Annotated in this window: 21 protein-coding genes; 4 read left to right on the top strand and 17 right to left on the bottom strand. The window is 50.4% G+C overall.

Annotated features, from left to right (window positions below; translation table 11 throughout):
* Position 1: 1 nt before the first annotated feature.
* Complete coding sequence (gene typA / locus FO441_RS02070; RefSeq protein WP_145285078.1) at positions 2–1,843, bottom strand: translational GTPase TypA; 1,842 nt, start codon at positions 1,841–1,843, stop codon at positions 2–4.
* Positions 1,844–1,999: 156 nt separating this feature from the next.
* Here typA and FO441_RS02065 point away from each other — a divergent pair, with 156 nt between their 5' ends.
* The 3 genes from FO441_RS02065 to FO441_RS02055 all read left to right on the top strand — a co-directional run bounded on the left by FO441_RS02065 (position 2,000) and on the right by FO441_RS02055 (position 3,243).
* Positions 2,000–2,191, top strand: coding sequence for a DUF5325 family protein (locus tag FO441_RS02065; RefSeq protein WP_145285075.1), 192 nt, complete (start codon positions 2,000–2,002; stop codon positions 2,189–2,191).
* Between the two features lie 168 nt (positions 2,192–2,359).
* Complete coding sequence (locus tag FO441_RS02060; protein ID WP_145285072.1) at positions 2,360–2,917, top strand: hypothetical protein; 558 nt, start codon at positions 2,360–2,362, stop codon at positions 2,915–2,917.
* 14 nt (positions 2,918–2,931) lie between these two features.
* Positions 2,932–3,243, top strand: a complete 312-nt coding sequence (locus tag FO441_RS02055) for a hypothetical protein (protein WP_186365447.1) — start codon at positions 2,932–2,934, stop codon at positions 3,241–3,243.
* Here FO441_RS02055 and FO441_RS02050 read toward each other — a convergent pair.
* Positions 3,225–4,043, bottom strand: coding sequence for an inositol monophosphatase family protein (locus FO441_RS02050; RefSeq protein ID WP_145285067.1), 819 nt, complete (start codon positions 4,041–4,043; stop codon positions 3,225–3,227). The two genes, FO441_RS02055 and FO441_RS02050, sit on opposite strands and share 19 nt — an antisense overlap.
* 76 nt (positions 4,044–4,119) lie before the next feature.
* Here FO441_RS02050 and FO441_RS02045 point away from each other — a divergent pair, with 76 nt between their 5' ends.
* On the top strand, positions 4,120–4,728 hold the full coding sequence (locus tag FO441_RS02045; RefSeq protein WP_145285064.1) for a YktB family protein: 609 nt from the start codon (positions 4,120–4,122) through the stop codon (positions 4,726–4,728).
* A gap of 123 nt (positions 4,729–4,851) precedes the next feature.
* On the opposite strand, the gene ilvA is transcribed toward FO441_RS02045, so the two are convergent.
* The 15 genes from ilvA to FO441_RS01970 all read right to left on the bottom strand — a co-directional run bounded on the left by ilvA (position 4,852) and on the right by FO441_RS01970 (position 22,371).
* Complete coding sequence (ilvA, locus tag FO441_RS02040) at positions 4,852–5,811, bottom strand: threonine ammonia-lyase (RefSeq protein WP_145285061.1); 960 nt, start codon at positions 5,809–5,811, stop codon at positions 4,852–4,854.
* Between the two features lie 120 nt (positions 5,812–5,931).
* Entirely contained in the window at positions 5,932–6,522 is a 591-nt protein-coding gene (gene leuD / locus FO441_RS02035) for a 3-isopropylmalate dehydratase small subunit (RefSeq protein WP_145285059.1), read from the bottom strand.
* Positions 6,523–6,533: 11 nt separating this feature from the next.
* Positions 6,534–7,943: a 3-isopropylmalate dehydratase large subunit gene (gene leuC, locus FO441_RS02030; RefSeq protein ID WP_145285056.1), complete on the bottom strand. Its 1,410-nt coding sequence runs from the start codon at positions 7,941–7,943 to the stop codon at positions 6,534–6,536.
* An 18-nt stretch (positions 7,944–7,961) separates the two neighbouring features.
* Positions 7,962–9,068: a 3-isopropylmalate dehydrogenase gene (leuB, locus tag FO441_RS02025; protein ID WP_145285053.1), complete on the bottom strand. Its 1,107-nt coding sequence runs from the start codon at positions 9,066–9,068 to the stop codon at positions 7,962–7,964.
* 23 nt (positions 9,069–9,091) lie between these two features.
* A complete protein-coding gene (locus tag FO441_RS02020) occupies positions 9,092–10,636 on the bottom strand; it encodes a 2-isopropylmalate synthase (RefSeq protein ID WP_145285051.1) in 1,545 nt (514 codons plus the stop codon).
* Positions 10,623–11,657 carry a ketol-acid reductoisomerase gene (ilvC, locus tag FO441_RS02015; RefSeq protein WP_145285048.1) on the bottom strand — a complete coding sequence of 345 codons (1,035 nt, stop codon included), beginning with the start codon at positions 11,655–11,657 and terminating at the stop codon, positions 10,623–10,625. The genes FO441_RS02020 and ilvC overlap by 14 nt, the downstream gene beginning before the upstream one ends.
* Positions 11,658–11,703: 46 nt before the next feature.
* A complete protein-coding gene (gene ilvN, locus FO441_RS02010; RefSeq protein ID WP_145285045.1) occupies positions 11,704–12,219 on the bottom strand; it encodes an acetolactate synthase small subunit in 516 nt (171 codons plus the stop codon).
* Positions 12,207–13,940 carry a biosynthetic-type acetolactate synthase large subunit gene (ilvB, locus tag FO441_RS02005; RefSeq protein ID WP_145285042.1) on the bottom strand — a complete coding sequence of 578 codons (1,734 nt, stop codon included), beginning with the start codon at positions 13,938–13,940 and terminating at the stop codon, positions 12,207–12,209. Before ilvB ends, ilvN begins: the two co-directional genes overlap by 13 nt.
* Positions 13,941–14,529: 589 nt before the next feature.
* The gene (gene ilvD / locus FO441_RS02000; RefSeq protein WP_145285038.1) at positions 14,530–16,233 is read right to left on the bottom strand and encodes a dihydroxy-acid dehydratase; all 1,704 of its coding nucleotides are present in this window, start codon (positions 16,231–16,233) and stop codon (positions 14,530–14,532) included.
* Positions 16,234–16,262: 29 nt separating this feature from the next.
* On the bottom strand, positions 16,263–17,234 hold the full coding sequence (locus FO441_RS01995; RefSeq protein ID WP_145285036.1) for a bile acid:sodium symporter family protein: 972 nt from the start codon (positions 17,232–17,234) through the stop codon (positions 16,263–16,265).
* 224 nt (positions 17,235–17,458) lie between these two features.
* Complete coding sequence (locus tag FO441_RS01990) at positions 17,459–18,520, bottom strand: DUF4064 domain-containing protein (protein ID WP_145285033.1); 1,062 nt, start codon at positions 18,518–18,520, stop codon at positions 17,459–17,461.
* Between the two features lie 101 nt (positions 18,521–18,621).
* Positions 18,622–19,692, bottom strand: a complete 1,071-nt coding sequence (locus FO441_RS01985; protein ID WP_145285030.1) for an ABC transporter substrate-binding protein — start codon at positions 19,690–19,692, stop codon at positions 18,622–18,624.
* Entirely contained in the window at positions 19,689–20,477 is a 789-nt protein-coding gene (locus FO441_RS01980; RefSeq protein WP_145285027.1) for an ABC transporter permease, read from the bottom strand. The genes FO441_RS01985 and FO441_RS01980 overlap by 4 nt, the downstream gene beginning before the upstream one ends.
* Positions 20,474–21,283 carry an ABC transporter permease gene (locus FO441_RS01975; protein WP_145285024.1) on the bottom strand — a complete coding sequence of 270 codons (810 nt, stop codon included), beginning with the start codon at positions 21,281–21,283 and terminating at the stop codon, positions 20,474–20,476. Before FO441_RS01975 ends, FO441_RS01980 begins: the two co-directional genes overlap by 4 nt.
* The gene (locus tag FO441_RS01970; RefSeq protein ID WP_222927798.1) at positions 21,283–22,371 is read right to left on the bottom strand and encodes an ABC transporter ATP-binding protein; all 1,089 of its coding nucleotides are present in this window, start codon (positions 22,369–22,371) and stop codon (positions 21,283–21,285) included. The genes FO441_RS01975 and FO441_RS01970 overlap by 1 nt, the downstream gene beginning before the upstream one ends.
* Between the last annotated feature and the right edge of the window lie 182 nt (positions 22,372–22,553).

Genomic DNA, 22,553 nt, shown 5'->3' with positions numbered 1-22,553 from the left:
TTCACTCCGCTTCAAGTTTAAACTTTTCTTTCTTCTGTGATCTTTCTCTTTCGCTCTTATCAAGAATCTTCTTCCTGATGCGAACAGATTCCGGTGTCACTTCCACCAGTTCGTCTTCGTTGATGAACTCAAGTGCTTCCTCGAGTGTCATTGCTCTTGGTTTCTTCATTGTTGTCGTCTGTTCCTTCGTTGCAGAACGGATGTTGTTGGCAGCTTTCACTTTAGTGATATTGACGGTAAGGTCATTATCTCTCGAGTTTTCCCCAACAACCATGCCTTCATATACTTCAGTTCCCGGTTCCATGAAGTTCACACCACGGTCTTCAAGCTGAAGAATGGAATAGGTGGATGCTGCACCTTTATCGATTGAGACGAGTACACCATTGCGTCTGCCGCCGATACGGCCTTTAAACAGTGGTCTATAGTCTTCGAATGTGTGATTCAGTATACCATAGCCGCGTGTCATGGACATGAACTCGGTACGGTAGCCGATCAGCCCTCTTGCAGGTACATAGAAGATGAGGCGGGTCTGACCATTGCCGGTGTTGGCCATATCGACCATTTCACCCTTGCGCTGACCGAGAGATTCGATGACACTGCCTGTATTTTCTTCAGGTACATCGATCTGAACGCGCTCATATGGTTCACATTTGACGCCGTCGACTTCCTTGACGATAACTTCAGGTTTGGAGACCTGCAGCTCAAAGCCTTCACGTCTCATATTCTCGATCAGAATGGACAGATGGAGTTCACCTCTGCCCGATACTTTCCAGGCATCCGGCTGATCCGTCGGTTCAACTTTCAATGAAACGTCGGTCTCAAGCTGCTGATCGAGTCTTTCTTCAATCTTGCGTGCTGTGACAAATTTGCCTTCCTTGCCTGCAAATGGAGAGTTGTTGACGGAGAATGTCATCTGCAGTGTCGGTTCATCGATGCGCAGTACCGGCAGTGCTTCCGGTGTATCTATCGGTGTGACCGTTTCGCCGACGTTGATGTCCTCCATGCCACTTACTGCAATCAGGTCACCTGCTTTGGCGGATTCGATCTCAAGACGCTTCAGTCCGAAGAAACCGAAAATCTTGGTCACTCTGAAGTTTTTCACTGTGCCATCTATTTTGATCAGTGACACCTGCTGGCCGACTTTCATTTCCCCTCTGAAGACACGTCCAATACCGATTCTGCCGACGTAGTCATTGTAGTCGAGCAGTGCGACCTGGAACTGGAGCGGCTCGTCGCTGTTGTCTACAGGTGCCGGTACATGTTCAACAATCATATCGAAGATGGACTGCATGTTCTCATCCTGCTGGTCCATTTCAAGACTTGCTGTACCATTGATTGCAGAAGCATATGCCACCGGGAATTCCAGCTGCTCATCATTGGCATCAAGTTCGATGAAGAGTTCAAGCACTTCGTCGATGACCTGTTCCGGACGTGCAGTATCCTTGTCGATCTTGTTGACGACAACAAGTGGTTTGAGATTTTGTTCAAGTGCCTTCTTCAAGACGAAACGTGTCTGCGGCATCGTACCTTCGTACGCATCCACAACGAGGATGACACCGTCAACAAGTTTCATGATACGTTCAACTTCACCACCGAAGTCGGCGTGTCCAGGTGTATCGAGGATGTTGATTCTTTTATCTTTGTAGTCGATCGCAGTATTTTTCGCAAGAATCGTGATGCCCCGCTCACGTTCAATATCATTCGAATCCATTGCACGTTCTTCGACATGCTCATTTTCTCTAAAAATACCAGATTGCTTAAGCAGTTCGTCCACCAGTGTCGTCTTCCCATGGTCAACGTGCGCTATGATTGCAATATTCCGTATATCATCTCTTAAATTCATAGGTCTTTCCCTTCATGTTTAGATTCGTTACTTCACAACCTAATTATTATAACATGGAACCCGTGTGTTTTTCCACTATGTAATATTCCGTACAGCTGTAATGACGCGTGATATATGGTATAATGGCGGCAATATACATCGAAAGGACGATCGCTTATGGAACAAACGAAATCCAAAGCCATCTTTGCTCTACTCGCTGTAATGGCTGTACTGATGATGATTGCCTTCTCCGTTTTCATTGCAGAGGCGATGCCGCTTGCGGCCATACTGACCGTAGTCGTCTTCATAGCCATTTTCGGTGTCGGTTTCACCCTGAAAAAGAAATACCGCGAAAATGGATGGCTGTAGGCACTGCATTTTTTGATATTTCGTCTTTACCCTGCAGGACAAATGACTGAACCTGGTTCAGTTTCCCCATTTGTCCTGTTTTTTCATGGCAATTTTCTTGAATCCGTACTTTGACCAGAATCGCCCCATGCTGAACAATTAAGCCATCATAACAGAGGGGGCAATGCCATGAGAGATAAGCCGGACCGACTGAAAGTATATGAATTCCTGTATAATAGACTGCCATTTTCAGAAAGTGAAGTGATTGAATACGAAGCGATGCAGCGGATGGAGAAGCTTGAAGCCCGGTTCGAACAGTACTTGATGAAAATAAAGACGAGCAACATGTTCATCCACTGGCATGCCGAAATCCTTGTTGATAAGAGGATGGAGATCGTCAATGTACTCATCGTCACCGACTACTGCTACTACCTGTTCGTGCTCCATGACCTGGAAGGAGAATACTACATCAACCCCTTCAACATCCTGTGCAATATGTCGCACGAAGCTGTGCTTGACCTCAATCGCAGCAGACAGCTTTTCGATATGTTCAGAGAGCAGCTCATCGACGAAGGCAAGTATCAGCGCCCCATCATACTCAAGTACGTCATGATGAACAAAGCCTTCAGGATGAAGGGAAAACGTTCCGACCTGTTTCTTGAAGAACAGAATCTTCCCTACTACCTGAAAGCCATTGAACACTCTGCGGTGATCAGAAAAAAGAACCATCACCCCGCCTCGACATGATGCTGAAGGCGCGGGTGCCCCTGCCCATCGTTACGCGCAATATCCGCCGCGGCATCAAATGCAGGCGATGCCATGCTTTCGACTGGCAGGCCATCGGCGGCAGCATCGGGAAGTGCGGCCGATGCGGTCAGGTGGAGTCGGTCCAGCGGATTGCCGCCGACTACTTTACAAGGCTTGATCTCCTCTATCCGGGTGATATTTATAAAAGACGCGATATTATGGATCATCTGAAGCTGGCCGTCTCCGAATACACACTGCAGAAGATCATACACGCCAACTTCAGAAGACTTGAACATCGTAAGAGAATCTACTTCTTCTCACCGTGAACGTGCCTATGGGCCTCGATGAATGCTTCATCATCTGCAAAGTACTGTACAAGTTCTCCATGCAATGCCCGATTTCCAGCCAGAATACTATCCTTATGAAGTATATCTATTTCTTCGCCGAGCAGATTCGTCGTTCTGCCCCCGACTTCATCGATGATGATCATGCCAGCGGCATAGTCCCATGGATGGAGACGGAAGAAAAGCGTTGCGCTGACGATGCCTGTTGCAGTGTACGCCAGATCGAGTGCCGCGGAGCCATATGAACGGGTGCTGCGGGCATCCTTCACCACTCCCGCGAATGCGGAACCGATTCTTTCCTTGATCACCCAGTTCGGATTGAGACTGACGAGAGACGTGGCAAGTTCAGTGCTGCCGATTGGTTCAAGGCGCCTATCATCCATGTATGCACCTTTGCCCGACTGGGCATGATAGAGCGTATCGTTCATCACATCGAGAATCAGGCCACAATGCTTTTCCCCATCGATATAGACACCAATGGAAATGGCGAAGTTCTGGAGCTGATGCACGAAATTCAACGTACCGTCGATTGGGTCCACTATCCATAGGACGCCCGAGGCATCATCAATTTCTGTACCATGCCCTTCTTCTCCAATGATGTGATGGTCCGGGTACATTTCATTTATACGGTCGTATATGAAGGTTTCTGTTTCGCGGTCTACGTCCGTTACAAGGTCGTTCGGATTCAATTTGGAATCCACACGGAAATCCTCCAGCATGCGCTGTCGGACAAATTCTCCTGCTTCTTTGATCAGACGTTGTCCAAATTCGTATATTTCCATTCCATCCACTCCAAATAATTGATTGACAACACTACTTATTCTATCATATAAGTAATGACCTGAAAGGAGTAGTAAAATGCCTGATTACCGTTTTACCAATGATGATTTTAAAGTATTTGATATTGAGGGTCTTGAACCGCGAATGACCGAACTGAAAAAGAACATCCGCCCAAAGCTGGTCAAGCTCGGTGAACACTTCAGCGATTACCTGACTGAAATAACCGGTGATCAGCATTATGCCCATGTGGCTCAGCACGCAAGACGCACGGTCAACCCGCCCGATGACACTTGGGTGAGCTTCAGTACCAATCCGAGGGGCTATAAGATGCTGCCCCATTTCCAGATCGGACTGTTTGGCGACCACGCCTTCTGCATGTATGGCGTCATATACGAGACAGCCGACAAGACTGCAGTTGCAGACAAGTGGCTCGATCGGATCGACCAGATACAGTCGATGCCGGATAACTATGTCTTTTCCATGAACCATATGAAGCCTGAGAAGGCGCCGCTCAAAGATCTGAGTGATGACGATCTTAAAGCAGCACTTGTCAAACTGAAGAACCAGAAAAATGCAGAGCTCCTCATCGGGAAAAGCTACCTGCCATCAAACAGCATACTGGATAATGATAATGTATTCATCTATGAACTGGAAGCAGTTCTGCAGGAACTGGTTCGTCTGTACTAGAATCAGTATTTCGTATACTTTTCAATGTATGAACCACACAGACCCCATCATCCAGAAAAAACAACCCGTCATCTCAGGATGACGGCTTGTTTGGTTGTATTCAGAAATCACTTCAGATCCGATCTACAATACGAGGGCCTTGTGTGAAACTTCGGGCTTCAGCTGCCTGGCCAGCGCCTGGATATGAGAGAGCTTGCTGATATCCAGATTCCCGCCACTGACGATTACGCCACAATGTCTGGAATCGATCTTGTCATTATGCGACAACAGCCCTGCCAGCCCTGCTGCACCAGCACCTTCGACCAGTGTCTTGCCGCGCTCGAGCATATAGATGATGGCATGGGCAATTTCCGCTTCACTCACTGTGATGATATCATCAACATAATGTCTGATGATCGGGAGCGTCTTTTCCCCCGGCTGCTTTACAGCAATTCCTTCCGCAATCGTGGAGACCTTGTCCAGCTTTTTCACGGCACCTTCATGATAGGCGGTATGTGTTGCTGCAGCAGATGCTGCCTGCACACCGATCACTCTGATATTCGGTTTTACGGATTTGGCAGCGACTGCAATACCACTGATAAGTCCGCCACCACCGATTGGTACCATGATGGTATCGATTCTGCTTTCCTGTTCCAGAAGCTCGAGTGCAATCGTTCCCTGTCCTGCCATGATGTCGTAGTCATCGAAAGGATGGACGTAGGTCGCACCGCATTTCTTCTGATGCTCCACTGATGCTTCATAGGCCTCCTGGAAACTTTCTCCTATCAGAACGACCTCGGCACCATATCCTCTCGTCGCCTCCACCTTGGCGTCCGGCGTGGACTCTGCCATGTAGATTGTTGCTTTCACACCAAGCTTGTAGGCAGCCAGCGCGAGCCCCTGGGCATGATTGCCGGCGGAAGCCGTGATCACACCACAGGCAAGCTGCTCGTCCGTCAGACGCATCAGCTTATAGCTGGCACCTCTGAATTTGAAAGCACCTGTCTTCTGCTGGTTCTCCATTTTAAAGTAGACATTTTTCTGTGTGCGCTTATTCGTTGTAGCTGACGTACGTAACGTTGTGTGATGGACAATATGATCCAGACGCCCCCAGGCGTCGTGGACTAATCCACCAGTCAGGAAATCCCCATGCGGTCACACTCCTCGATAATTTTAGTTGGACATCATCTATTTTTATGATTGATCCCATTATTAATGAAGCAGTCAGACTCTGGCAGCCTGCTTCTCTTCGTATGCCTTGATCTTGTCGTCAAGCAGCAGTGTCAGTGCAATATCATCCCAGCCATTCAGAAGCTTTTCCTTATGATACGAAGGGATGTCGAACGGCACCTGCTTTTCTCCATCGGAAATTGTCTGGTTCACAAGGTCGACATGCGGATGGAATGTGCCATCCTTAGCCTGTGCCATCCATTCCTCTATCTGCGTCTCATCCGCCTTGATCAGGATGATGCCGTTCTTGAAGGCATTGTTGTAGAATATGTCGGCAAAACTTGGAGCGATGATGACCTTGAAGCCGAAATCAAGCAATGCCCATGGCGCGTGTTCCCTGGAGGAACCGCAGCCGAAGTTCTCACCGGCAACCAGAATGGATGCATCCTTGTACTTGTCACTGTCCAGCTCGAAGTTGGATTTTGTATTGCCATCATCATCAAAACGCCAGTTATAGAAGACGAATTGGCCGAAGCCTGTCCGTTCTACACGTTTCAGGAACTGCTTCGGGATGATCTGGTCCGTGTCCACATTACTGCGGTCGAGTGGGAAAACTTTACCTGTATGTTCTTTGATTGCTTCCATATGAATTCCTCCTAGCTCAGCACACCGGTCTGAAATTTTCTGACGTCCATGAAGTTGCCTTCAATCGCTGCAACGGCTGCCATTTCAGGGCTGACAAGGTGTGTTCGTGCCCCGCTGCCCTGGCGGCCTTCAAAATTGCGGTTGGAAGTGGAAGCGCAGCGTCCGCCAGCCGGTACGACATCGTCATTCATCGCGAGGCACATGCTGCATCCCGACTCGCGCCATTCGAATCCGGCATCTTTGAATACCTGGTCTATACCGAGTTCTTCAGCCTGTAGCTTGACACTGAATGAACCCGGTACAACGATGGCACGGACGCCCTGCTTCACCTTATGGCCTTTGACGATATTGGCTGCATTGACCAGGTCTGGCAGTCTTGAGTTTGTACAGGAACCGATGAATACGTGATCGACTTCGATCGAAGTGATCGGCTGATTCTCCTGAAGTCCCATGTACTCGAGGGCACGCCGGACTTCATCCTTATTTTCAACATCATCAATGGAAGGTGTGTGTCCACTGACCGGCACAACCATGCTCGGATTCGTTCCCCAGGAGACCTGAGGCTCGACTTCCTGGGCATCGATTTCCAGTGTCATATCATAGGATGCATCCCGATCGGAAGCGAGTGACAGCCACTCCTTGGTCTTTTGTTCAAATGCTTCACCTTCAGGCACGTATTCCCTGCCCCGCAGGAATTCGACAGTCGTTTCATCCGGACTGATCAGACCCGCACGGGCACCGCCCTCGATGGACATGTTGCACACTGTCATGCGGCCTTCCATCGACAGGCTGCGAATCGCTTCGCCCGTATACTCGATGACATGCCCTGTTCCGAACTTGACGCCGAATTTGGCGATGATCGCAAGAATCAGATCCTTTGCGGTGACACCGGCAGGCAGGTCGCCGTTCACTTTTACATTCATCGTCTTTGGACGGCTCTGCATCAGTGTCTGCGTCGCAAGCACATGCTCCACTTCGCTTGTGCCGATACCGAATGCCAGCGCCCCGAAAGCACCATGTGTAGATGTATGGCTGTCACCGCATACGATTGTCCTGCCCGGCTGGGTCAGCCCGAGCTGGGGACCGATGACGTGGACGATGCCCTGATCCGGATGATGCATATCAGCGAGCTCGATACCGAATTCCTCACAGTTTCTTCTCAGAGTCTCCATCTGCGTTCTGGAAATTTCATCCTTGATCACTTCCCGGTTGGCCGTCGGCACGTTGTGGTCCATCGTGGCATATGTCAAGTCCGGGCGCCGCACCTTGCGGTTATTGAGCCTGAGGCCTTCGAATGCCTGTGGAGATGTCACTTCGTGAACGAGATGCTGATCTATGTAGATCAGATCCGGTTTTTCCGGTTCACTATGAACAACGTGGGTTTCCCATATCTTTTCAATTACCGTTTTTCCTTTTCCCATATTCTACACACCTTTTCCTTACATATAAGAACTGCAGATTGAATTTGAAATGCTTTCTGTGGAGAGATGATCAATGACTTTGCCGATTATACCTTCTGTATCGACGACTTTGCCACCTTCTACATCGAGATCGCGGGTATGATACCCGTCAGCGAGAGTCTGGCTGACCGCGCGCTCAATCTCTTCGGCTTCCTTCTCCATACCGAATGAATACTTCAGCATCATGGCAGTGGAGAGGATCATACCGAGCGGATTGACGATGCCCTGACCTGCAATATCCGGGGCAGACCCGTGGACCGGTTCATAGAGTCCGACTCCATCTGTCCGGACACTTGCTGAAGGCAGCATGCCGAGCGAGCCGGTGAGCACCGATGCTTCATCACTCAGAATATCACCGAAAAGGTTCTCGGTAACAATGACATCGAAATGCTTCGGGTTGGTGATGAGCTTCATCGCTGCAGAATCGACCAGCTGGTGTTCCACTGTCACATCCGGGTAGTCCGCCGCCTTTTCATTGACGACTTCCCGCCACATGCGACTGGATTCGAGTACATTCGCCTTATCGACGGATGTCAGATGCCCGCTTCTCATCTGCGCAGCCTCGAAGCCCTTCTCCACAATACGTTCAATCTCTTCACGCGTGTAGGACAGTGTATCCACTACCGACTGCCCATCTTCACTGCGGCCGCTCGGTTCACCGAAATAAAGGCCGCCGGTCAGTTCACGGACGATGAGGATATCGCATCCATCAACCAGTTCGGTCTTGAGTGGAGACGCATGGACAAGTGGACCAAATCCCTGGACAGGCCGCAGGTTGGCAAAAAGTCCGAGTCTTTTGCGGATGCCGAGCAGCCCTTTTTCCGGGCGCTTGTCAGCGGGCATATCATCCCACTTCGGACCACCGACTGCACCGAGCAGCACCGCATCTGCCGCTTCGCATGCCTTCACTGTGTCATCCGGCAGCGGTACGCCATAGCGGTCGATGGCATCGCCGCCGATGGCATGCTCATGAAATACAAATTCATGGTCGTATTCACTCGCCACAGTTTCCAGTACTGTCCTGGCACCTTTCATGATCTCCTGACCGACTCCGTCACCAGGTAGTAGAACTACTTCTTTCCTCATCTCGAACGCCTCCACTTCTTTTTTTATCCGTTGACGACTTCTTCCTTGTTCGCCTGTGTTTTCAAAATATAACGATTGACCGCGTTGATGTAGGCGTTGGCGGATGCTTCGATGACATCCTGCGCTGTGCCCCGTCCGTTGACCGCTTCACCTTCAACCGACAGCTGGACGTGCGACTCGGCCAGCGCATCCTTGCCGCCTCCGACCGAATTGATCTGGTAGTCGAGCAGCTTCTGATCGTAGTCGATCAGTTCCGAGATGGTCCGGTAGAGCGCCTCGACGCTGCCGTTTCCCGTTGCTGCCGTCTGGATGGTTTCACCGGACGGCGTATTCAGCGACACGGTTGCTGTCGTGATGTTCTGTGTACCATAGTTGACCTGGAAAGTTTCAAGCGTATACTTCTCGATTGACGACTGTTCCGTCTTGACTTCCATGATCAGTGTATAGATGTCATCATCCGTCACTTCACGCTTATGATCTGTCAGCGTCTTGAAGTTTTTGAAAGCTGTCCTGATCTCTTCCTCAGTCATCTCGACACCAAAGGCGTTGATCTTGTCCTTGAAGGCGTGACGTCCCGAGTGCTTGCCCATGAATAGTGTATTGGATGAGACACCGACCAGTTCAGGTGTGATGATTTCATACGTCTCTGCATTCTTCAGCACACCATCCTGGTGGATGCCGGATTCATGTGCATAGGCATTGCGGCCGACAATGGCCTTGTTGGCCTGAACATACATTCCGGTCAGTTTCGCGACCAGATCGCTGGAGCGTTTGATTTCATTCAGCTTCAGTCCTGTTTCGTAACCGTAGCGGTCGCCACGGATCTTCAGTGCCACTGCCACTTCTTCTAATGCCACGTTGCCTGCACGCTCACCGATGCCATTGATTGTGCCCTCGACCTGGGTGGCCCCATTTTCTATGGCCGCCATCGTGTTGGCTGCCGCCATACCGAGATCGTTATGACAATGGCATGAAAGATCGACACGATCGATGTTCGGTACATTCTCCTTCATATACCTGAACATGTTTCCGTACTCTTTTGGTGTCGTGTAGCCGACCGTATCCGGCAGATTGATGACCGTCGCGCCTGCGTCAATGACCTGCTCGATCAGTTCGGCGAGGAAAGGCCATTCGGAACGGGTCGCATCTTCAGCAGACCACTCGACTTCCGGGAAGCTCTGCTTGGCGTATTTCACCATCTCCACCGACTGTGCCGTCACCTGTTCAGGTGTCATCTTGAGCTTGTATGTCATATGGATGGGTGACGTTGCGAGAAACACATGGATTCTTGGATGCGGCGTATTTTTAAGTGCCTCATAGGCCCGGTCGATATCTTCCTTGCGTGTCCGGGCAAGTGCTGTGACGGATACATTTCTGACGGTATCCGCAATCAGCTTGACTGCCTGGAAATCACCTTCCGATGCTGCGGGAAAACCGGCTTCCATGACATCTACACCGAGCCGTTCAAGCTGTTTTGCAATTTCAAGCTTCTCCATCTTGTTCAGGTTCACACCCGGGGACTGTTCACCATCCCGCAGTGTCGTATCGAAAATTCTAATTCGTGACATGGGCCTTCCCTTCTTTCTTTTTGTCATTGACAGGCTGTTTGACGAATGGCATCAGGTCACGCAGGTCCTGTCCGACTTTAGTGATCGGATGGTTGTACTCGTTATTGTTGATTGCATTGAACTGTGGACGGCCAGCCTGGTTCTCAAGGATCCAGCCTTTGGCGAACTGGCCATTCTGGATTTCCGTCAGCACATCCTTCATGCGTGCTTTTGTTTCTTCATTGACGACGCGTGGTCCGGATACGAAGTCACCCCATTGTGCAGTATCGGAGATGGAATACCTCATGTTCTCCATGCCGCCTTCATACATGAGGTCGACGATGAGTTTCATTTCATGGAGACATTCGAAGTATGCCACTTCAGGCTGGTACCCTGCTTCAGTCAATGTTTCGAATCCTGCTTTGACGAGGCTTGTCAGCCCGCCGCAAAGAACTGCCTGTTCACCAAACAGATCCGTTTCGGTCTCTTCCTGGAATGATGTTTCAAGTACACCGGCTCTCGCTGAACCGATGCCTGCAGCATATGCCATCGCCACGTCTGCCGCATTGCCCGATACATCCTGGAACACACCGTAGAGCGCCGGGACGCCCGCTTCTTCTTCGAAAGTTCTTCTGACCAGGTGACCAGGTCCTTTAGGTGCTACAAGGAAGACATCGACATCTTCTCTTGGTACAACCTGGTTGAAGTGGATATTGAAACCGTGGGCGAAAGCGAGTGCACTGCCCGGCTTCATATTATCCCTGATGCTCTCCTCATATACTTTCGGCTGGTTTTCATCCGGCAGGAGGATCATAGTGACATCCGCTTCTGCGACTGCTTCTGCAACAGGTTTTGTATCGAAGCCGTCTTCCTTGGCCTTGTCGTGGGATTTGCCTGGTCTGAGTCCGACAACAACATCATGTCCGCTGTCTCTCAAGTTCTGTGCGTGTGCATGTCCTTGTGAGCCATAGCCGACGATTGCGATCTTCTTTCCTTGGAGTACCTCTTTGTTGATGTCCTTGTCATAGAATACTTTAGTCATTATGATCTTCCTCTCATGTGTATGATTTATTTTTATATTTTTATTACTAGATGCTCATTGTGAATTCCTGGATCTGCCTGGGCTGCTTTCCTCTTGGGAAAGCGGTCACCCCTGTACGCGTCATGTCTTTGATGCCATATGGCTGGAGCAGGTCGATGAGTGCCTCGATCTTATCCGGCTTGCCTGTCACTTCGATGACGAGGCTGTCTCTTGAAACATCCAGTACACGCGCTCTGAATGGTTCGATGACACCCTGTATTTCAGCCCTCGAGGCACTGGTGCTGGCCACTTTTATCAGTGCCAGTTCCCTCTGCACGATGGCCTTGTCGGTAATGTCGTTGACCTTCAGCACATCGATCTGCTTGTTCAGCTGCTTTGTCAGCTGTTCGATTTTGTTCGTATCGGATATTTCGACGACGAAAGTCATTTTGGATACGCCCTCCACTTCGGTGGTACCGACTGTAATGCTCTCGATATTGAACGCCCGCTTTGACAGCATCCCGGTAATCCGGTTCAGTACACCGCTCGAGTTCTGTACGGTGGCAGTGATTATTCTTCGCATCGTTTCACTCCTATCATTTCGTGGTTCCCTTTGCCCGGCGCGACCATCGGGAACACCTTATCGAGCTTCTGGACTCTGGCGTCGAGCAGTACCGGTCCGTCATGAGAAAAGACTTCCTTGATGGCCCGTGGGACATCCATTTCCTTTGAAACCTGTATCCCTTTGACGCCGAATCCTTCAGCGAGTTTGATGAAGTCCGGGTTCTCGGTCATCAGTGAGGAGGAGTAGCGCTCCTCGTAGAATTTCTCCTGCCACTGGCGTACCATGCCGAGTGCCTCATTGTTGACGATGATGACCTTGACCGGAAGGTTGTACTGCTTCAGCACCGCCATTTCCTGCATCGTCATCTGGAAGCCGCCGTCACCGACGATGGCGACCACCGTCTCCTGCGGCCGTCCAAGCTGTGCACCGATGGCTGACGGCAATCCGAATCCCATTGTGCCGAGTCCGCCGGATGTGACCCATTTGTGCGGCTTGTCGAACTGGTAGAACTGTGCGGCCCACATCTGGTGCTGGCCGACATCGGTCGTTACAATCGCATGTCCGTCCGTTTCACGGTATATCGCTTCGATCAACCATTGCGGCGAGATGAGATCATCGGAACGCTCGAACCAGAACGGGTAGTGCTCCTTGTTGTACATCGCCTGTTCGGTCCAGCCGGAATGGTCGATGCATTCGATGTCTATCTCGAGCAGTCCGTTCAGTGCCTCCTTGGCATCTGCAACAACCGGAATCTTCGTTTCGATGTTCTTGCCGATCTCAGCCGGGTCGATATCGATATGGGCAACAGTGGCTTCCGGCGCGAAATGCTGGATGGCACCTGTCAGGCGGTCATCGAATCGTGCACCGATATTGATGAGCAGGTCCGCTTCATAGATTGCCATGTTGGCACTGTAGGAGCCGTGCATGCCTGCCATGCCGAGCGCCTGTTCATGGCCACCAGGGAAGCTGCCAAGGCCAAGCAGTGTCGTTGTGACCGGTAATTCGTATTTTTCAGCGAAGGCAACCAGCTCTTCTGAGGCATCTGCAAAATGGACACCTGCACCTGCAAGCAGTACCGGCCTTTCCGCTTTGGCCAGCGCTTCAGCCAGCCTTCTGATCTGCAGCGGATTCGGTTTGATTGTCGGCTGGTAGCCCGGAAGGCTGAACGATGTGTCGAAAGTCCGATCTGTGATCTCCTGGGCGATATTTTTAGGGATATCCACGACGACCGGCCCTGGCCGACCTGTAGTTGCGATGTGGAACGCCGCCTTGATGATGCGCGGCAGGTCCTTGATATCCGTCACCTGATAGTTATGCTTTGTGATCGGTGTTGTCAGACCGATGACATCCGCTTCCTGGAAAGCGTCGGAGCCGATGACTGCTGTGGATACCTGGCCGGTGAATACGACGACTGGGAGCGAATCCATCATGGCATCAGTGATGCCTGTGATCAGGTTTGTCGCGCCTGGTCCTGAAGTGGCAATGACCACACCAGGTTTTCCTGTCACCCTGGCGTATCCTTCTGCAGCATGGATGAGGCCCTGTTCATGTCTGCATAGAATATGCTGAAACGGTGCCTCCGCCCGGTAGAGGGCATCGTAGATCGGCAGCACTGCACCACCCGGATAACCGAATACGGTATCCACTTTCTCCTCAACAAGTGACTGGACAAAAAGATCGGCGCCAGTTCGGAGCTTCTGTTCAACCGGTTGTGTGTGCGTTTCAGTTTGTGTTTTCATTACCACTTACCTCCTTAATAGATCTTCAAATAATTCATCGGTTCGGCCACTGAAATAAAAAACAGCCCTTCTCTCCCACAAGCCACCCGCAGATCAGACTGCAGGCATATCATGGGGCGAAAAGAGCTGTTTCACGGTACCACCCAGTTTTACATCCTTCTTGCGAAGCATGCCTTATGGACTTTATATAAAGTCCGTTTTGGTAACGGGTGGTGTACACCCGGCCGAACCTACTCAAGGAACTTTCAATCCGGCACTCTGGGTCGAGATAGAAGAAAGTGTCGATCCCGGTTTCCAGCATGTCCCGGGTCTCTGGTAATCGCTCCATCTTTCCTCTACGTTCCCATCGTCGTTTTAGTTATCAGATATTTCTGATACGTGATATTGACAGTAATCTTATAACGAATGAAACGATAAATCAACCGTTGATTTATGAATTTATTTAAATTATCTAATATTTCTGATAATGTAACCGTTTACAATGTTGTCATGTCAACGTTTAGAAAAAATTAAGTTTTTTATTGATTTTTGCAGAAATAAGGCATCAGAGCATGAAAATGCACGGCACATGAGTGCCGTGCAGCTGCTGCTACTTATTCAGATAGTCTGTTACAGCGCCCTCGGAAGCACATGTAACATTGTGTGCATATTTTCCAAGTACGCCTTTTTTATACAATGGTGGCGCCTGCCACTGGCTGCGGCGGTTTTTGAATTCCTCTTCCGAAACATCACAGGATATCTCCTTCTTCGTGGAATCGATGGTGACCGTGTCCCCTTCCTTGAGCAAGGCAATCGGACCGCCACTCTGTGCTTCCGGTGCGATATGGCCGACAACAAGACCATGCGTCCCGCCTGAGAAGCGTCCATCTGTCAGCAGTGCGACCTTTTCGCCCAGTCCTTTGCCGACGAGCAGACTAGAAATGGAGAGCATCTCCGGCATGCCCGGTCCACCTTTAGGTCCGACGTAGCGGATGACCAGGACGTCGCCTTCATTGATTTTGTTGTTCAGTACTGCATCCGACGCATCCTTCTCATTGTCGAAGACACGCGCTGGTCCGACATGACGGGATACTTTGACGCCGGATACTTTGGCGACGGAACCGACAGGAGACAGGTTGCCTTTCAGGACGATGAGTGGTCCGTCTGCACGCTTTGGATTATCGAATGGCATGATGACGTCCTGACCTTCAGCCAGATCATCGACTGCTTCAAGATTTTCTGCAATCGTCTTCCCTGTCACCGTGAGGCAGTCGCCATGGAGATAGCCTTCCTTAAGCAGCATCTTCATGACACCCTGGACGCCGCCCACCTTGTATAGATCCTGCATCACATAGCGGCCGCTCGGCTTCAGGTCGGCAAGATGCGGCACCTTCTCCTGGAGACGGTTGAAATCGTCGATTGTCAGATCCACTTCCGCGGCATGTGCAATCGCCAGGATATGAAGGATGGCATTGGTCGATCCACCGAGCGCCATGACGACAGTGATGGCATTCTCAAATGCTTTCTTCGTCATGATATCCTTCGGATAGATGCCCGCTTCAAGCAGCTTGTAGACCGCTTCGCCCGCTGCTTTGACATCCTTGGCTTTCGCTTCGGATACAGCCGGATTCGATGCACTGCCCGGCAGACTGAGTCCAAGCGCCTCCATCGCTGAAGCCATCGTATTGGCAGTGTACATGCCACCGCATGCCCCTGCACCTGGACAGGCGCTGCATTCAATCTTATTGAGTTCCTCGTCATCTATTTCACCGGCATTCAGCTTGCCGACCCCTTCGAATACACTGACAAGATCGATGTCTCCCCCGCGGTGCTGCCCTGGTGCAATTGTGCCACCGTAGACGAATACTGCCGGCACTTCAGCGTTGGCAATCGCAATCGCGCAGCCAGGAATATTCTTATCGCATGCCCCGATTGCGACCAGTGCATCCAGATTTTCAGCGCCGACAACCGTCTCGATGGAATCGGCGATCAGATCACGTGACGGCAGGGAATAGCGCATACCTTGTGTACCCATGGAGATGCCATCGGAGACGGTGATGGTATTGAACTGGAGCGGGACTCCGCCCGCTTCCCGGGCTCCGGCCTTCGCCTCCTGAGCAAGTTCGTTCAGATGGATGTTGCATGGTGTGACTTCCGCCCACGTACTTGCGATACCGATCTGAGGCTTTGTAAAGCTTTCATCCGTAAAACCGACAGCACGAAGCATCGCCCTGTTCGGCGCCTTGATATTACTCTCCGTATAGACTTTACTTTTGATGCGCAGATCTTTCTTATTATTTTCTTCTGTAGACATTCTATGACATCCTTTCTGATTATGAAAACTTAAATATGGACTTTACTGCTGCTGACTGCTTTTTCATTCTCTTTGTCTTCACGCTGCTTGCTCATCCATGTCGCCACGACTGATCCGGATATGTTGTGCCAGACGCTGAACAGTGCAGCCGGTACAGCTGATAGTGGCGAAAAGTGAGCGGCGGACAATGCTGCGGCAAGCCCTGAATTCTGCATGCCGACTTCGATCGAGACCGCCTTCTGATCGGCGAGATCAAAGCGCAGAACTTTGGCAAGGACGAAGCCGATTACGTATCCAAGCACATTATGCAGCATCACCACACCGAAAATAAGAAGACCCGACTGCATGATGGCTTCGGTATTATTCGATACGACAGCTGCCACGACACCGACAATGCCGACCACTGAAACGAGCGGCAGTACGGCAATGCCCTTTTCAACCTGATCACCAAGCAGCGTCCTCGCAATGAGTCCGAGTGCTATCGGTACCAGTACAATCTGGATGATCGAAACAAACAGATCCATGAATGATACAGGCAGCCATGTACTTGCCAGAAGCAGTGTGAGTGCAGGCGTCAGTATAGGCGCAAGCACCGTCGAGACGGCAGTCGCCGTCACGGACAGTGCCGTATTGCCTTTGGCCAGGAACGTCATGACATTGGATGACGTGCCGCCAGGCGTACATCCTACAAGAATGACGCCGACCGCAAGTTCAGGCGGCAGCTGGAAAAGCACAGCCAGTCCGAGTGCCAGAAGCGGCATGATCGTATACTGTGCCAGCACAACGATCAGAACGAGCTTCGGGGCCTTCAGTACCCGTTTAAAATCTGACGGCTTCAATGTAAGACCCATGCCGAACATGATGATGCCGAGCAGTAGGCTTATGTATGGTGCAATCCATGTAAAGCCGTCTGGAGCGATAAATGACAGGATGGCGAAAATGATCACCCATATGCCAAACGTGTTTCCTACAAATTGACTCAGTCTTGCTAACGCATTCATCGATATCACTCCCCAGGTTTTTTAGCTTAAAACTATAGAGAGTATCTTAACAGATAAAAACGAAATAGCCTAGGTATTTTATTTAATTTTTTGAATAATTGGAACTATAACTTTTTTTGTGTAGAAAAACATCTCTTCAACTTTCTTGAGAGCGATTGCTGCAATAGACGTGATCAAACAAAAAAGTCCGGCTTCATAAGCCGGACTTTGACAGAATCATTCAATTATAGATCATCATTGTTGCGTCGATTGACATTATCCCTGCGTTCCTTGGTTGCGTCATAATCGTAGTCTGCACCACGACGCTTGTCGGCAGTGTCGTTCAATGTCGTATCATTATCCTTCTCGTTGCCGCCAGCCGTACCGCCCCGACGTGTATACTCCTGTTCGGTCACAGGACCAGTTGCTTCTGAAGAGTCGATGTTACGGTCGATGAAGCGATCATTGTCATCGGAGCCACGATTGCGTCCCGTCTGGTCGTCATAAGTGACGCTGCTGGAACGTGAATTGGCATCATGATCATCAAGACTGCGGAAGGTTCTTGTCTCTTCAAGGTCATTCGACCTTTCTCCACGTCTTCTTTCATCGATTTCATCTGCACGACGCTGATTTTCGCGATCCTGTTCGTATCTTCCTACAGGGTCATCACCATGACGATTCATCTGATTGTCTTCGAGGTCGTTTTCCATGTCGCGACGACGGTTGTAGGCCGCATCATCTGTTGCCACGCCTCTTCTGCCGTCGTATGCATTGCTGCGGTTGCGGTCGTAATCATTTCTTCTGTTATCCAGCGGTTCCATATCATCATTCTTGACGACACGGTCTTTTCTGACGAAAAGAAGAATTGCCGCAATGACGAAGAATAGAGGAATCAGTCCTGCAATGACACCCAGAACAAGTGGTGCAGTGAAGATCGCTGCCAGCAGCAGCAGGAAACCTGCAAGTATTCTACGACGCATCGTCAATAGTCCGAATAGTCCCAGGATCAGAGGGATCATCAGGTAGAGCGCAATCAGCCAGACATTGTTCATCCAGCTGACCACAAGGTCGGTAATCTCTTCAGGTGCTGCACCGAGATCCTGCCCCTGCTGGGCCATCTGCTGGAACTGTGCCATCATATCCTGACGGAAATTCTCGACAAATGCTGCATCATTCATTGTGACCAGTGAGAAGAATAGTAGTAGAGCAGTAATCGCGAGCAGAGCAATCCAGGCCAGCCACCCGAAGATCTTTTCAGCAATCCGGCTGACAGGTTCTACTGTTTGTGTGTAATTTTTTCTAGCCATGTTAACCTCCCGTGATATTATGTCTTCACTTTGAATAATACCCTACAGTCAAGATTTTAATCAACCATGAGCGGTATCGGGAAGTTGTTTTGATCATGCAGCTACTCCAGTGTCATCTTGAACTTCAGGAACAGTTCGTTGTACTTGGAGATCATCTCAGGACCAAGGTTCCTGTACACCTCCAGTTCCTCCTGCTGCTCTGGTCTCGGATAGAATCTTTCATCCTGCCGGACCTCTTCATCAAGGAGCTGGTAGGCCGCTTCGTTCGGCGTCGCATATCCGACCCATTCCGTATTCTGCGCCCCATTTTCCGCATCGAGCAGGAAGTTCATGAACTGGTGCGCCCCTTCGACATTCTGTGCCGTCTTCGGAATCACCATCGTGTCGAACCACAGATTGGAGCCGCCTTCCGGCACAGTGAAATCCAGTGCTTCATTTTCCCACATGATATCCTGTGCCATGCCGCTCCAGACGACTGCAGCCTTTGCTTCGTTCACTTCCATCATCGCAGCGATTTCATCACCGACGATGCCACGGATATTCGGACCCAGTGCCTCAAGCTTTTCTTCAGCCTGACGCAGTGCATCCATATCAGTTTCATTCTGTGAGTATCCGAGTGAAGCCAGTCCGACACCCATGACTTCCCGGGCGCCGTCGACCATCAGTATGTCATTCTCAAGGCGCGCATCCCACAGTGTATCCCAATCCGAAAAATCAAGACCTTCCGTCGTCTCTGGATGGAAGAGTACGCCGACAGTCCCCCAGAAATAAGGCAGGGAGTACGTATTGCCCGGATCAAATGGCTGATCGAGGAAATTATCGCCGATGTTTTTCATGTTTGGTATCTGCTCATGATCGAGCGGCAGCAGCATATCCTCAGCCACCATCTTCTCGACCATATATTCACTTGGGAAGACCACATCATAGTTCGTCCCGCCCTGATCGACTTTGACCTTCATGGCTTCATTGGAATCGAAAGTTTCATAGATGACGCGTATACCCGTCTCCTCCTCGAACTGCGCCAGCAGTTCCGGGTCGATATACTCGCCCCAGTTATAGACGTGAAGGACATTGCCTTCCTCATTCGGGACCGGATTGATGAATCTTGTGCCGAAAAGGATCAGTGCCCCGATGCCGATGGCAGCGAGAATCATTGAAACAATACTTTTCATGTTATTCCTCCTCGTTTGACCGATGCGCGTGAAGTGATGAAGTAGTAGCCCAGCGCAATCACCAGAACAACCAGGAAGACGAGTGTTGATATCGCATTGATTTCAAGCGATATGCCACGCCTCGCCATGGCATATATTTCTACAGAGAGTACCGAGAAGCCGCTTCCGGTCACAAAGAATGTCACAGCAAAGTCATCCAGCGAGTATGTCAGCGCCATGAAGAAGCCGGCAAGAATACCCGGTTTGATATGCGGGATGATGACGCGCCATAGCACATCAAAGGAACTCGCCCCGAGGTCACGGGCGGCATCCAGGTAGGACGACTTCATATCCTGCAGTTTCGGCAGGATCATCAGGACGACGATCGGAACCGAGAACGCAATATGCGCCATGATGACGGAGAATGCACCCAGGCTGATGCCGAGCACAGTAAACAGGATGAGCAGTGACGCACCGATGATGACATCCGGAGATACGATCATGACATTGTTCAGGCTGAGCAGCGACTGCTTCAGCCGCTTCATCCTGATGTTGTACAGGCCGATGGCGCCTCCGATGCCGATCAGTGTAGCAAGACCGGCTGAAACCAGCGCCACCGCCACCGTATTGAGCAGGATGACGATCAGCCTGCTGTCTGTAAATACGCTTTGATAATGCTCAAGTGTAAAGCCGTCGAAACTGGTCATTGTTCCCCCGCTATTTAAGGAATAGAAAATCAGATAGGCAATCGGGAGATACAGACAGATGAATATGACGACCATATAGGATCGGCCCAGTGTTTTCATAGACGTCCCACCCTTCCTGTTTCTTTATTGCTGCGGCCTGATGTCACCGTCATGACAAGCATCATGGCGAGAATCAGGAACACACCGATTGTGGCACCCATGCCCCAGTTTTCCGTTGTCAGAAACTGCTGCTCGATTGCTGTTCCCAGTGTGATCACCTTATTTCCTGTAATCAGGCGGGTGATCATGAACAGGCTCAGACTCGGAATGAAGACGACCTGTATGCCGGTCTTTATTCCCGGCAGCGAGAGGGGCAGCAGCACACGCCGCAATGTATCCCATTTTGAAGCGCCAAGATCCCTTGCAGCGGACAGCAGATTGCTGTCGATGCCGTCCACCGCATTGAAAATCGGCAGCAGCATGAATGGAATGAAAATGTAGACACTGACGATGATGAAGGCAACGTCACTGAACAGCAGTTGCAGTTCTCCGAGCCCAAATGCAGCCGCAACTGCGTTGACCAGCCCCTCTTTCCCGAACATGCCGATGAAGGCATACGTTTTTAAAAGCAGGTTGATCCACGTCGGCAGTATGATCAGCAGCAGCCAGAACATCTTGTGCTTTGTCTGGCGGATTGCCAGTGCCAGCGGGTAGCTGACCAGAAGTGAGAACAGCGTGATCAGAAAAGCATACCAGAAAGATGACAGCGTCATTTCGAAATATTCGCTGCTGAAGAATGCGCCATAGTTCTCAAGCGTCGGGTTGCCGGATATATCGAAGAATGAATAGCCGACCATGAGGCCGAGTGGTGCCACCACGAACAGCACAATCCAGATGAGATAGGGAATGAAAAGAAGCTTCCGCATTATACCTCGTCCTCCTGATATGATTCCAGACGTTCGTTGAAGGCATCCTCATCCTCACCCGGCACCATGACATGGATATTGACTCTTTCAAAGTCGAGCGCAGCCTTTTGGCCGATTTCCGCATCTTTCGTCGAATGGACGATCCATTCGTAGCCATCCTGGTCGATGCACCCGATTTCGTAATGCACACCCCGGAAGAGTGAGGAATCGATGGTGACATTCATTTTCCCCTTGTCGTGTCCAGTGATGAGCAGGTCCTCAGGACGTATCATGACATCAACCGATGTATTCGGCTTAAGACCACCATCCACGCAGGAATAGTTCCGTCCATAGATGCTGACCAGATTATCCTCAACCATGACACCACGGACAATATTCGAGTCTCCGATGAATTCAGCCACATAGCGGTTGAGCGGCTCATCATAAATATCTTTCGGCGGTCCCGCCTGGACGATTTCTCCATTATTCATGACAAGAATCTCATCCGAGAGCGCAAGCGCCTCCTCCTGGTCATGTGTCACGAATATGAAGGTGATGCCAAGACGCTTTTGTATCTCCTTCAATTCATACTGCATATCGACACGCAAGTTCTGATCGAGTGCACTGAGCGGTTCATCCAGCAGCAGGACATCCGGTTCATTGACAATCGCCCGTGCAATTGCCACCCTCTGGCGCTGACCGCCGGATAGCGCATCAATCGGACGGTCCCTGAAGTCGGCGAGGTTGACGAAGCGAAGCGCTTCCTCCACCTTGGTTCTGATTTCATTTTTGGATATTCTGCGCACCTTCAGACCGAAGGCGATATTTTCATATACGTTAAGGTGGGGGAACAGTGCGTAGTCCTGAAACACCGTGTTGACTTTCCGCCGGTTCGCATCGATGCCGTTCATCGTTCTGCCATCAAAAGAAACCTTACCATCCGTCGGATGGATGAACCCGCCGATCATTTTTAGTATGGTCGTCTTGCCGCATCCTGACGGGCCGAGAATGGTATAGAAGCGCCCCGCCTCGAATGTATGCTCTATATTTTTAAGTATTACCGTGTCACCGTATTGATAGTTGATATTCTGTAGATTGATATTAGTCATTGCCATCTCCTTTTATCAGACATTCTGGGTGTAAAAACAGCCTTATTCATTATATTCGCAGTGACTGTCAAAGACAATAGAAATATTTTCTACACTTTTAGATTGACGAGGATTCTGATTTGCATAGACTACTGGCCCCAGTGCACGTCAAGCCGAACATCGCACCAGATCGCATAAAAAAA

The organism is Salinicoccus cyprini (genome assembly GCF_007713705.1).
In the GTDB taxonomy this organism is placed as follows: Bacteria; Bacillota; Bacilli; order Staphylococcales; family Salinicoccaceae; genus Salinicoccus; species Salinicoccus cyprini.
This window is presented reverse-complemented; position numbering and strand designations above follow the sequence as displayed.